The 12,154-nt window shown below is 60.4% G+C and carries 10 protein-coding genes and 1 pseudogene; 10 read left to right on the forward strand and 1 reads right to left on the reverse strand.

Features of this window, described 5'->3' with window-relative positions; genetic code table 11:
• The first annotated feature begins 58 nt into the window (after positions 1–58).
• The 10 genes and pseudogenes from GXN78_RS07620 to GXN78_RS07660 all read left to right on the forward strand — a co-directional run bounded on the left by GXN78_RS07620 (position 59) and on the right by GXN78_RS07660 (position 10,563).
• Entirely contained in the window at positions 59–1,378 is a 1,320-nt protein-coding gene (locus GXN78_RS07620) for an MFS transporter (protein WP_106555837.1), read from the forward strand.
• A gap of 64 nt (positions 1,379–1,442) precedes the next feature.
• Entirely contained in the window at positions 1,443–2,207 is a 765-nt protein-coding gene (locus tag GXN78_RS07625) for a TSUP family transporter (RefSeq protein WP_106555838.1), read from the forward strand.
• Between the two features lie 28 nt (positions 2,208–2,235).
• The gene (locus tag GXN78_RS07630; protein WP_146163006.1) at positions 2,236–2,874 is read left to right on the forward strand and encodes a cupin domain-containing protein; all 639 of its coding nucleotides are present in this window, start codon (positions 2,236–2,238) and stop codon (positions 2,872–2,874) included.
• A gap of 516 nt (positions 2,875–3,390) precedes the next feature.
• Positions 3,391–4,089, forward strand: a pseudogene (locus GXN78_RS41090) (FAD/NAD(P)-binding protein); the annotation flags it as partial.
• A gap of 792 nt (positions 4,090–4,881) precedes the next feature.
• A complete protein-coding gene (locus tag GXN78_RS41095; RefSeq protein ID WP_239142804.1) occupies positions 4,882–5,667 on the forward strand; it encodes an ABC transporter ATP-binding protein in 786 nt (261 codons plus the stop codon).
• Entirely contained in the window at positions 5,664–6,422 is a 759-nt protein-coding gene (locus tag GXN78_RS07640; RefSeq protein WP_106555841.1) for an ABC transporter ATP-binding protein, read from the forward strand. Before GXN78_RS41095 ends, GXN78_RS07640 begins: the two co-directional genes overlap by 4 nt.
• Before the next feature lie 62 nt (positions 6,423–6,484).
• Positions 6,485–7,699 (forward strand): ABC transporter substrate-binding protein, encoded by a 1,215-nt coding sequence (locus tag GXN78_RS07645; RefSeq protein ID WP_106555842.1) that lies wholly within the window; start codon positions 6,485–6,487, stop codon positions 7,697–7,699.
• Between the two features lie 52 nt (positions 7,700–7,751).
• Positions 7,752–8,636: a branched-chain amino acid ABC transporter permease gene (locus GXN78_RS07650; protein ID WP_204162246.1), complete on the forward strand. Its 885-nt coding sequence runs from the start codon at positions 7,752–7,754 to the stop codon at positions 8,634–8,636.
• Between the two features lie 91 nt (positions 8,637–8,727).
• Positions 8,728–9,639, forward strand: coding sequence for a branched-chain amino acid ABC transporter permease (locus tag GXN78_RS07655; protein ID WP_106555920.1), 912 nt, complete (start codon positions 8,728–8,730; stop codon positions 9,637–9,639).
• Between the two features lie 36 nt (positions 9,640–9,675).
• Complete coding sequence (locus GXN78_RS07660; RefSeq protein ID WP_106555844.1) at positions 9,676–10,563, forward strand: LysR family transcriptional regulator; 888 nt, start codon at positions 9,676–9,678, stop codon at positions 10,561–10,563.
• A gap of 61 nt (positions 10,564–10,624) precedes the next feature.
• Here the strand turns inward: GXN78_RS07660 and GXN78_RS07665 are convergent, their stop codons facing one another.
• Complete coding sequence (locus tag GXN78_RS07665) at positions 10,625–12,079, reverse strand: aldehyde dehydrogenase family protein (RefSeq protein WP_106555845.1); 1,455 nt, start codon at positions 12,077–12,079, stop codon at positions 10,625–10,627.
• Between the last annotated feature and the right edge of the window lie 75 nt (positions 12,080–12,154).

Below are 12,154 nucleotides of genomic sequence, written 5' to 3' on the forward strand. Positions count from 1 at the left end.
AGTGTTCATAGAAGCGCGATATCGCAACCCCACAGCGTCGGTAGACGAGGAGATGACAATGGTCAATAGACATCAAGACACGGACGATACGCCCGTAACGCCCGGCCGCGTAGCGACTGCGAGCATGGTCGGAACGGTCATGGAGTGGTACGACTTTTTTCTATACGGTTTCGTGGCGGCATTGGTTTTCGGCCAACTGTTCTTTCCCAAGTATTCCGCGGTGGCCGGTACCCTCGCGTCTTTCGCAACACTTGCCGTGGGCTTCGTCGCACGACCATTGGGTGGCGTGATCTTCGGGCACTTTGGTGACCGCATCGGTCGTAAGACGATGCTCATTACCACGCTTACGCTGATGGGAGGCTCTACCTTCGCGATCGGACTCTTGCCGACATACGAATCGATCGGTTTGTGGGCTGCGGTCCTTCTTACGGTGTGTCGCTTCCTCCAGGGGGTCGCGCTTGGCGGCGAATGGGGCGGTGCGGTCCTTATGGCAGTCGAGTACGCGCCACCGCGTCGGCGAGGCTTCTTTGGGAGCGTCGTACAGACGGGTGCCACAGTTGGCCTAGCCCTCGCCACAGTGGTGCTCTTTATTGCTTCGTACTACCTCTCAAAGGAGGACTTCTTGGCTTGGGGATGGCGCGTGCCATTCCTTCTCAGCATCGTCATGTTGATCTCAGGGCTCTACATTCGCATGAAGGTCACCGAGACTCCGGCATTCCGCAGTGTGCAGGAGGCCGGCAAGATCGCCAAATACCCGATCGTGGAGGTGCTGCGAGATCATCCGAAGGTTGTCATCTGTACTGCATTGGTCTACCTGGGCGCCATCACTGTACCCTTCTATACGGTGTGGGTGTTCCTCACCTACTATGCGACATCAGTGCTAAAGCTCGACCGGTCGATGGTGCTGCTGGGCGTGGTGGTCGTGACCCTCTTCCTCACGCTCGTGATTCTGTTTGCTGGATCACTGTCCGATCGGATTGGGAAGAAGACTATCCTGGTTGTCGGCTGTCTTGTGACCGTCGCTGTGGCATTCCCTTTCTTTACGGTCCTCGATCTTCGCGAGATAAAATGGGTGTGGGTCGCTATGCTGATGATGGCAACGCCACTATGGGTGATGTGGGCCGTATTGCCAGCTTACTTCACCGAACAGTTCCCCGAGCAGCTCCGCTACACCGGCATCTCCTTGGGAAGCCAGGCGGCCACGATTGTTGGCGGCTTGGTCCCACTGTTCGCCACGGCGGTGCTCCCACAGTATGGGACTTGGCCCATCTCGGTCTTGGTCTTGGTCTGTGTAGCGCTGTCGCTTGGCGCGATCTTGGCGCTGAACCGCGGCGAATTAGCACGATCAACTCGCCTTTCCGGAGCGAGGACTGCATAGATCGTCGCGTGGGCAAGGCGCACCGTAACCTCTTTGCCTCCGCAGAATCACCTCAAGCGCTGCCATGCAACTTATCGGCCACGACTGGACGGCAATAGTCGCGTTCCTCTGCTTTGTGGGGATCGGCAGCTACTTGCAGGCATTCACCGGCTTCGCATTGGGCATCTTTGTCCTGGGCGCCGCCGTGGTGTTCCACCTTGCCAGCGTAGAAACGACAGCGACCGCAATAAACATCATGACGTTGGTGAACTCAGCGCTCGCGTTGCGGGGGAACACTCACCTACTGAACCGGAAGCTTTTGGTGCGAACGCTCATTGGGCTCGTACCCGGCGTGCCTGTTGGCGTCTGGGTACTGAACACGCTCAGCGCGAGCAATGCGCACCTCCTTCAACTCATTCTTGGTTTGGTAGTGATCATCGCTGGCGCGGCGTTGTACGTGCAGCCGAAGCCTAGGAAAGCCATCTCGTCGCCGGGCTCTTTTGTGGCTGCGGGCGCCATGGGCGGCTTCCTGGGAGGAATGTTCAGCATCCCAGGGCCACCAGTTATCTGCCACTTCTACGTCCAACCGATAGCACTAGAGCAGGTCCGCCTGACATTGCTCGGCATCTTCGGGCTGGTCGCATTCATACGTCTCTGCATCCTGACCGTGAGCGGAAGTGTGGGGACCGATGCGCTCTACCTTGGCTTGATCTCTCTACCAATAGTAGCGCTTACGACCGCATTCTTCGTTCGGTTTCCGCCACGCCTATCCGAACTCTCCATGCGACGGGCCGCGTTTGTCCTGCTCTCCGCGATGGGGCTAGGCGTTCTCGCAACGGCGTGGGGTTGAAGAAGGGTCGCTGTTCTAGGGATGCACCTTGAATGACGACGATGAAGGAACGGAACCTATGGATGCACTTTCGAAGATGCTGCTCACGGTTCGGCTCCAGGGTGCATCCTTTATTGAATCGGATTCAGGGAAACAATGCTACTTGCCGCCGGTGACGCGTGCGGCCAAGGCGACGCCCGATCCAGCCTCTAGGCGCGTGATGGCTTTCCATCTCGTGACAGAGGGCAAGTGCGTCACCTGGCTGCCCGGGATCGAACCGATTGAGCTGTCACCGGGAGACTTAACGCTGTTTCCGATCCCTGACACCACGGGGCTTCTGGTATCGAGAGATGGACAGTCGCCCTCGGTGGGGGAGCATATGTCCCAATTGGAGTCGCCAAGTGTCTTCACAGTGGAATCTGCAAGGTTGGTCTTCGGCTACGTCGAGAGCGACGAGTTCTTCGCCTCGTCGCTGCTTCAAGAAATGCCGAAGCTGCTTCACATTAGGAGTGGCTCAGCGGTAACAACCTGGTTGCAGGCTCTGATGAGGGCTTGTGTGGTCGAGCTCGGCTCAAACCGACCGGGAAGTTCAATTATCGCCGGGAGAATGGCTGAGCTGATGGTGATGGAGGCTATTCGGCATCATGTCATTGTTCTGGAAGCGACTAGGCAGTCCACCGCCCAGTGACCAGAATCGTCTGGATCAACCCTTGTTGAGCGATGTCAAGCCGAGCAGTTCCCGCCGTTGGAATGGGATCGTCTGCCTTGACCGTATTGGAAAGGTCTCGATAGATGTCGTACACGGCAACTCTTTAGCGAGTCGACCCTGCAAGAGTTCCCAGACCAACTGTCGAGACCTCTTCTGAGATGGACGAAGCGAGCAGCGTGCATGTTCAAAGTCTTCTCGACGTGCGTTCTTGCACGTGCGACTGCGACACTGGTCATTGTGACATTCATCAACGCCCGATAAAGTTTCCTCGAGTGGTCTCCGAAATTCACATTGAACACACATGGCAATCTCATACCCACGACTCCGTCAGACTTGGATTTTCGAGCCCGCCGAATCTCTGTGCAGCGATCCTGAGTTCTCTCACCACTTGATGGTTCCAGCGCCGATAGATGTTGATGCGGCCAGCCGCACTTCGTATCTGTGGGGGGCCGCGATGCGCTTTACATCGCGGATGGCTTGAGTGTCGGAATCCCTATGAGCTCAAACACTTCAATTGCGGTGCCACGGCGAGTCACCATTGTTGGCGGCGGATACAGCGGCGCGGCTACCGCGGTTCAGCTGGTGCGCGCCAGTCGAGTACCGCTCGCCATCACGATTGTGGAACCGCGAACTGAAGTTGGCGGTGGTCTGGCCCACTCAGCCGACGATCCAGACCATCGGTTGAACGCAACACCGGATATGCATTTGATTGATCCTGCATACCCTGAGGACTTTCAACGCTGGTGCGCCGAGCAGCGCGTGGCGGAGCACGATCCAAACGCCATTGCTGCCGATGGAACGCTATACGTCCGCCGCAAGGAATTCGGCGCGTTCGTTGCGCAAACGGTCCGCGCACATTCGGCGTGGCCGACAGGTTCGACAATCCATCATCTGCAGGACCTCGCGACCGACGCATACACAGCCGCCGGATCGATCGAGATTAGGACAGCAAAGGGCCATGTCGTCGTCTCGGACCTGCTGGTGGTAGCGACGGGCAATACGCCGCCGCGCCTTCCGGGCGAGTTCGGCGCGGCGTTGAATGCAAACCCGGCGGTCGTCGCTGTGCCGACGGATCTCGAACAAGTACGCGCCATCCCGAAATCGGCACGCGTGCTGGTAGTTGGCAGCGGGCTCACCGCGCTCGATATCCTGTCTACCCTGATTCGTTCGGGCCATGAAGGCGCGATTACCGTGATTTCGCGGCGTGGACTGCGGCCGCGGTCTAGTCCGCCGAAGCGATCGTCTGAATCCGGGCGTGTAGCCGGTAGTCCAATTGACCGTGTCAATGCGCCCTTGGCACCTTTCATCCTGGCCGCCGGCAGTCCGCCGACCGTTCGCAGCCTTCTGCGCGCCCTTCGTCATCGCATCAAGGAACTGGAGGCAAACGGCCACAGTTGGTATTTCGCGTTCGATGAATTGCGCGACGTCGTATGGCAAGTTTGGCCCGGGCTCCACCCTGTCGAGAAAAGACGCTTCCTAAAGCGCCTTCGTCCCTGGTGGGATGCACACCGCTTTCGCGCGCCGCCTCAGAACGAAGCGATGGTCCGCGAGGCCGAGATGCAGGGACGCATCAAATTTCAGGCCGCGCGGCTGCGCTCGGTCACCCAAGAAGCGGGCGGACAGATTCAAGTGTCTCTCATTGACAGAGATACACGCAACCAACAGATCCTGTACGTCGATGCGGTGGTCAATTGCACCGGACTCGACCCAGCGGCCGGCATGCGGGACAACCCATTTCTCGCGGCGCTTCTTCGCGCGGGAATCATCAGCGCTGACAGAAGCGGTCTCGGCTTTGCCGTTGACCCCGCGTGTCGCGCGATTGGCAGTGATGGCCGCCCACACGATTCCGTTCGCGTAGTCGGACCCCCTACGCTGGGCACGTTCGGCGATCCCGTTGGCGCGCTTTTCATCGCTGCGCAGATCCACCGTGCCATCCCGAACATGCTCGCCTCGCTCTCAGACACAGGCAAGGAACGGTCACGTGCTATGACGAAATCAGTAAGAGACGACTACATACTCGAAACTCGTAGGCTGGTCAAAGAGTTCAAAGGCTTTGTCGCCGTCGACGGCGTGGAGTTGCGAGTCCAGCGAGGCAGCATCCACGCGCTGATCGGCCCCAACGGCGCCGGAAAGACGACGTTCTTCAACCTGCTGACCAAGTTCCTGACTCCGACCCGCGGGCAGATCCTCTTCAATGGGCGAGACATTACGCACGAGAAGCCCGCCCAGGTCGCAAGGCGCGGGATCGTACGATCGTTCCAGATCTCAGCGACTTTCCCCAACTTGACTGTGCTTGAGAACGTGCGCATAGGCTTGCAGCGGGCGAAAGGCGGGTCCTTTCACTTCTGGAAATCTGGTCGTTCGTTGGATGCCCTTAACACGCGTGCGTTGGAGCTACTAGACACCGTTGGCCTCTTGACTTTCGCCAACTGGGTGACCGCCGAGCTGCCGTACGGACGCAAGCGTGCGCTCGAGATCGCAACTACGCTAGCAATCGATCCGGAGTTGCTTCTGCTCGACGAGCCAACGCAGGGCATGGGCCACGAGGACGTAGATCTCGTCACCGAGTTGATTCGCAAGGTCGCTGCCGATCGCACCGTGCTGATGGTTGAGCACAACATGAGCGTTGTCGAAAGTATCGCCGACACCATCAGCGTGCTGCAACGTGGGCAGGTCATCGCGGAAGGGGCGTACGCCGCGGTTTCCAAGAATCCACTGGTTCTCGAGGCATACATGGGACAAAGTGCAGAGGCGCTGGGGGTGCATCAATGAATACCGCTGCTACGGCTAGCCGACCACTCAGCGTCAGAAGATCGACAGGCGACGAAGTGCTCCGCCTGGAGAAGGTGCATGCCTTCTATGGCGAGTCGCACATCCTTCATGGCGTGGACCTCTCGGTACGTCGCGGCGAGGTCATAGCGCTTCTCGGACGCAACGGCGCCGGGCGGACAACGACCCTGCGAGCGATTCTTGGCCTCGTCGGACGCCGGCACGGTTCGATCCGTATTGGGGGAGTCGAGGTCAGTGGACTGCCGCCGCACCGTACTGCTCGCCTGGGCGTCGGCTACTGCCCCGAGGAGCGAGGCATCTTCGCCAGCCTTTCATGTGAAGAAAACCTACTCCTTCCGCCGTCGCTAGACGGCGGCAAGGGCGGGTTGTCGCTTGAAGAGATCTACGAGATGTTCCCCAACCTCAAGGAGCGCCGCACTAGCCCCGGGATGCGCCTCTCGGGTGGGGAGCAGCAGATGCTTGCAGTTGCACGCATCCTGCGGACCGGCGCCAGATTGCTGTTACTGGACGAAATATCGGAGGGCCTTGCGCCGGTGATCGTGCAAACACTCGCCCGCACGATACACATGCTGCGCGAAAGAGGCTACACGATCGTGATGGTGGAACAGAACTCACGTTTCGCTGCGCCACTAGCCGACCGCTTCTACCTCATGGAGCACGGCCGAATCGTTGAGGGCTTCGGCGCCGACGAACTACACACGAAGACCGAGATTATGTGCAGCTACCTCGGTATCTAAGCTCCATTTCCCGCTACCTCAATTCACAATTACCCGCCGCTTGCACGGCAATAGGAGACAACATGAAACTTCAACCTTCCTCTCTCATGGCCGCTGCTGCCACGCTGGCATGCACCTGGGGACTGGCACACGCGCAGATCTCAGACGGAGTTGTCAGGATCGGCGTGTTGAATGACATGTCGAGCGTCTACTCCGACATCACGGGGCCGGGATCGACAGTCGCGGCACGAATGGCTATAGAGGATTTCGGGCCCGAGGCCAAAGGAATGAAAGTTGAGGTTGTGTCCGCTGATCATCAGAACAAGCCTGACGTGGGCTCGAACATCGCACGCACCTGGTACGACACCGACAAGGTCGACGCAATTGTAGACGTGCCCACTTCATCTGTTGCGCTCGCAGTTAGCGAGATCGCACGAGCAAAAGGCAAAGCGTTTCTTTCCACCGGGTCTGCCAGCGCGGATCTCTTCGGAAAGGCGTGCTCGCCCAACACCGTGCATTGGAACTACGACACATGGATGCTCTCCAACGGAGTGGGGAATCTGGTCGTCAAAGATGGTGGAAACTCTTGGTTTTTTCTAACGGCCGACTACACCTTCGGCCATTCCCTTGAGCGAGATACCGAGGCCGTAGTCGTTAAAGCAGGCGGCAAGGTGCTCGGCAAGGTGCGTCATCCATTGAACACTCAGGACTTCTCATCCTATCTGCTTCGCGCTCAAGCATCGAAAGCCAAGATTATTGGCTTGGCCAACGCCGGTGGTGACACAAGCAATGCAATCAAACAGGCCGCCGAGTTCGGGATTGGCAAAGACGGGCAGAAGCTTGTCGGGCTGCTGGTGTTCATATCGGACATCCACAGCATCGGATTGCAGTCGGCGCAGGGACTGGGCTTCGCAGAAACGTTCTACTGGGACCTCAACGACCAGACACGCGCATGGAGCAAGCGCTTTGCGCTGCGAAACGGCGGTAAGTACCCCTCGTCCTCGCAGGCCGGCGTGTACTCCGCGGTGCTGCACTACCTGAAGGCGATCCAGGCAGGAAAGACGGACGACGGGACCAAGGTGATCGCGAAGATGAAGGAAACGCCGACTGACGATCCGCTCTTTGGCAAGGGCACCGTGCGCGTCGACGGCCGCAAGATTCATCCGGTCTACCTGGTGGAAGTGAAGAAGCCTAGCGAATCGAAGGCGCCTTACGACTACTACCATATCCGCGCAACGATTCCCGCCGATCAGGCCTTCCGTCCGCTGGATCAAGGCGAATGCCCTCTGGTCAAATAATTTTGGAGATTCGGGGCGGCGCGCGCCGGCCCGGTGTCTCGGAAAGACGATGATGGATATCTTCGGTGCTCCCTCCCAGGCTGTTTTCGGCCAACTGCTCATCGGCCTGATCAACGGCTCGTTCTATGCGCTGCTGTCTCTTGGGCTCGCGGTGATCTTCGGCTTGCTGAACATCATTAACTTCACTCATGGAGCGCAGTACATGATGGGCGCGTTTGTCGCCTATCTGCTCCTCAACAAGCTAGGTGTCGGCTACTGGTGGGCGCTCTTGATCGCGCCGCTCGTGGTGGGCTTCTCGGGCGTCCTGATCGAGCGCTGGATGCTTTCGCGGCTGTACAAGCTCGACCACCTCTACGGCCTGCTATTGACCTTCGGACTGGCGTTAATCATTCAGGGGCTCTTTCGCAACTACTACGGATCCACGGGCATGCCCTACGCGATCCCATCGCAGCTCTCGGGCGGCCAGAACTTGGGCTTCATGTTCCTACCGAACTACCGCGCGTGGGTAATCGGTGCCTCCGCACTGATCTGCCTGACGACTTGGATAGTGATTGAGCGAACTCGGCTTGGCTCAAACCTGAGGGCAGCAACCGAGAACGCACCGTTGGTGCAAGCCTTCGGCGTCAATGTCCCCCGGATGGTGACATTGACCTATGGGTTCGGCGTCGGTCTTGGTGCGTTGGCAGGCGTGATGGCGGCACCAATCTATCAAGTAAATCCTCAGATGGGCGCCGACCTGATCGTTGTCGTGTTCGCAGTCGTAGTTATCGGAGGAATGGGTTCGATCATGGGATCGATCATCACGGGTTTCAGCCTCGGCGTGATCGAGGGGCTGACAAAGGTCTTCTATCCCGAGGCTTCTAATACTGTGATCTTCGTGATCATGGCTATCGTACTGTTACTCAAGCCCGCCGGTTTGTTCGGCACCCAGAAGTGATTCACCGGAGAACGCCATGGCGATCAATCCCACCCAACTAACGCCGTCAGCGGCTGCGTCGACGCCCGTACCGTTCGCCAACTGGACGCCGATGCGCCTAGCATTCATACTCATGGTCGCGTTCTTCGCCCTCGCGCCGATGGCGATCTATCCCGTCTTTCTGATGAACGTGATGTGCTTCGCGCTATTTGCGTGCGCCTTCAACTTGTTGATAGGCTTCGGAGGCCTCCTATCGTTCGGGCATGCAATGTTCCTCGGAAGCGGCGGCTATGTGGCGGCCCATGCGGCCAAGGTTTGGGGCCTGACGCCTGAACTGGCGATCCTGGCGGGCACGGCCGCGTCGTTAGCACTCGGTGCTGCCACCGGCATGCTGGCGATCCGACGCCAGGGCATCTACTTCGCGATGATCACGCTGGCGCTGGCGCAGATGGTGTTCTTCATCTTCCTGCAGGCGCCCTTCACAGGCGGAGAAGACGGAATCCAAAAGGTGCCGCGCGGCCATTTGTTTGGGCTCGTGGACCTCAACGACCTGAGGGCGATGTATGTGCTTGTGTTCGCAATTTTCATTGGCGGCTTCGGTTTGATCTGGCGCATCGTGAACTCGCCATTCGGTCAGGTGCTCGTGGCAATCCGCGAGAACGAAATCCGTGCGGTTTCGCTCGGCTACGACACAGACCGCTACAAGCTGCTTGCCTACGTGTTGTCAGCCGGCATCGCGGGCCTCGCTGGCGCGGCGAAAGCGATCGTGTTCGAACTTGCGTCGCTTACCGACGCACACTGGTCGATGTCTGGTGAGGCCGTCCTCATGACCCTGGTTGGCGGAATGGGCACTCTATTTGGCCCCGTCGTTGGCGCAGCGGTCATCATTACCATGCAAAATTACCTTGCCCATCTCGGCGCCTGGGTCACCGTCGTGCAAGGCGTGATATTCGTTGTCTGTGTGCTGGCCTTTCGCCGCGGCGTGATCGGCGAGATCGCGCACTGGCTTAAAAAGCCGCTATGAGGCGCGGACGAGAATCTTGCGCGGGATGAGTGCCTGGTGATTTCCGCTGACGATCTTCGCTACTTCCTCGCAGTCGCAAAGCATCGCAGACTTAATCTGGCTGCGGACGAACTCCGCGTCGACCACACGACCGTGGGACGACGAATCTCCTCGCTGGAACACTCGCTGGGCCAGCGACTCTTCGACCGGACGTCGCAGGGTTGGGAGTTGACGCCTTCGGGCGGCCTTTTGGTGGAGCCGGCAGAGTCAGTAGCAGCAGCGCTGGTCTCGGCGCACGATGCGATCGGACGGCGCGGAACATTGCTCCACGGTCGCGTCCGCGTAGCCTGTCCGGACGGGTTCGGTGCATTTCTTCTTGCGCCGGCGCTTGGCGCATTGCGCCGCGCCAACCCCGATCTCACCGTAGAGATCATTACCGCGACCAGCCATCTACCGCTCACCATTCGCGACTTCGATCTGGCCGTGACACTCGAAGAGCCGACAGATAGTGCACGCGTCATCAAGCGGCATCTAACCCCGTTTGTTCTGCGCCTCTACGCGACGAAGGCGTACCTGCGCGATGCGCCTCCGATCCGCAGCGTTGACGACCTCGCACGCCATACACTGATCTGGTACGTGGACCGCCTGATGGACGTCGCCTCGCTCCGCGCGGTCCATGATGCACTGCCAGTGAGTGTGCGTGTACAGTCCACCAATATCACAGCTATCTGGCAAGCGGCCGCGGCAGGCGTGGGGATTGCCCCAATTCCTCAGTTCATCGCTTCCAAGGATTCGCGCCTGGTTCACGTGCTCCCTGACCTCGTGTTCACCAGCGACTACTGGCTGGTCTTGCCCCGGGAGCATGCGTACTTGGCCAGGGCTCAGGCCGTTGCACGAGTCATCGAGTCATTGGTGGACGAGCGGCGACAGGAGATCTCCGGGTAACGGCCGCAGGTCGCCACGCAATGGTCCGATCACCTTGCCGGAGAGGTCATTGAACCGCGCGCTATAGGCTCCTCACGTCATGTTGCGCGAAGTAGTCGCCGAAGATCTCTTCCTCGCTCGGTACCCGTTCGGCGATCGGCCGCGACACGCGCGTGATGTTCAGGTAGTGCCGGTAGTTCATGTTGTCGGAGAAGCTGTTCTTGCCCCAGGTGCCGCAGCCCATCGAGAGCGAGAAGGGCAGCCCGTTGTTGAAGCTGCCGCCGGTGGCGATGCAGTGCGCCTGGTCGACGATCACGCGCGACACCGGCAGCGTGAGCCCGAGCTGCAGCGCGCGCTCGGGCGTGGCGCTGTGCAGCCCCACCGAGTGGCCGGCGCCTTCGTAGGCGTAGATGCGCTCCACGATGCCTGCCGCTTCGTCGAAGTCGCGCGCGGTATAGATCGCGAGCACAGGGCTCAGCTTCTCGCCTGAATACGGATGCTCGTGGCCGATGCCGTCCTCGGCCACCATGAGGATGCGCGGATTGCGCTCGGCGATCGCGAGCCAGGCGGCGCGTCCCGCCGTGTCCTCAGCCGCCGCGCGCTCGGCGATCTCGCGCGCCGACTTGCCGATCACCGCGGCCGAGAGCTTGCCCTCGGGCCACATCAGCGCCTGCAATGCCGCCTTCTGCTCGGCACCGAGCATGACCGCGCCGCGGTCCTCGAGCGCAGCCAGCATGGCCGCGCGCGCCGCATCGACGATCACCAGGCTGTTCTCCGACGAGCAGCTGGTCGCGTTGTCGAAGGTCTTCGACAGCAGGATGCGATCCGCCGCCAGCGCCGCGTCGGCCGTTTCGTCGACGATGCCGGCCACGTTGCCCGCACCCACGCCGAAGGCAGGCGTGCCGCTCGCGTAGGCCGCGCGCACGTTGGCCTGCGAGCCGGTCGCCACCACCAGGTCGCACAGCCGCATGAGCTCGGCCGTGGCCTGCTTGTTGACGGGTGCCGGCAGCAGCTGCACCAGGTCGCGCGGCGCGCCGATGCGGTCGAACTGCGCATGGATGAATTCGACGAGCCGCGCGGCCGTCGACCAGCCCTTGGGCGAGGGCGCGACGATCACCGCGTTGCGGCCCTTGAGCGCGTTGATGATCTTGTTGGCCGGCGTCGCGCTGGGGTTGGTCGACGGCGTGATGGCGCACACCACGCCCACCGGCCGCGCGATCTCGACGATGCCGCGCGCGGGATCTTCCGCGATCACGCCGACCGAGCGCGCGCCGCGCAGGTCGCGCAAGAGGCCGAAGGTCTTGCGGTAGTTCTTGCGTACCTTGTCTTCGACGTTGCCGACGCCGGTGTCGGCAACGGCCAGCTCGGCGAGTTCGCGGTTGCGCTTCGGCTCGATGATGGCCCAGCCGGCGGCGACGACCGCGGTGTCGACCTGCTCCTGCGACCAGGTTTCGTAGATGCGCTGGGCCGCGTGGGAGCGGGCCACGAGCTCGGCGATAGGGCCGGTGGGGGTTGAGTGAAATGCGGAATGTGCCATGGTCGTCGTTGGCTATGAGGTAGTCATGAACTGCAAACTGGCATTGCCGCGGCACGACGTGGCGGGGTGCGACCG

The organism is Variovorax sp. WS11, assembly GCF_010499245.1.
Taxonomy (GTDB): Bacteria; Pseudomonadota; Gammaproteobacteria; order Burkholderiales; family Burkholderiaceae_C; genus Variovorax.

Bases quoted from the DNA above. Each gene is read 5' to 3' on its own strand.
- GXN78_RS07665 (WP_106555845.1), bottom strand. From the start codon at position 12,079: ATGGCACATTCCGCATTTCACTCAACCCCCACCGGCCCTATCGCCGAG.
- GXN78_RS07620 (WP_106555837.1), top strand. From the start codon at position 59: ATGGTCAATAGACATCAAGACACGGACGATACGCCCGTAACGCCCGGC.
- GXN78_RS07625 (WP_106555838.1), top strand. From the start codon at position 1,443: ATGCAACTTATCGGCCACGACTGGACGGCAATAGTCGCGTTCCTCTGC.
- GXN78_RS07650 (WP_204162246.1), top strand. From the start codon at position 7,752: ATGGATATCTTCGGTGCTCCCTCCCAGGCTGTTTTCGGCCAACTGCTC.
- GXN78_RS07655 (WP_106555920.1), top strand. From the start codon at position 8,728: ATGCGCCTAGCATTCATACTCATGGTCGCGTTCTTCGCCCTCGCGCCG.
- GXN78_RS07645 (WP_106555842.1), top strand. From the start codon at position 6,485: ATGAAACTTCAACCTTCCTCTCTCATGGCCGCTGCTGCCACGCTGGCA.
- GXN78_RS41095 (WP_239142804.1), top strand. From the start codon at position 4,882: ATGACGAAATCAGTAAGAGACGACTACATACTCGAAACTCGTAGGCTG.
- GXN78_RS07640 (WP_106555841.1), top strand. From the start codon at position 5,664: ATGAATACCGCTGCTACGGCTAGCCGACCACTCAGCGTCAGAAGATCG.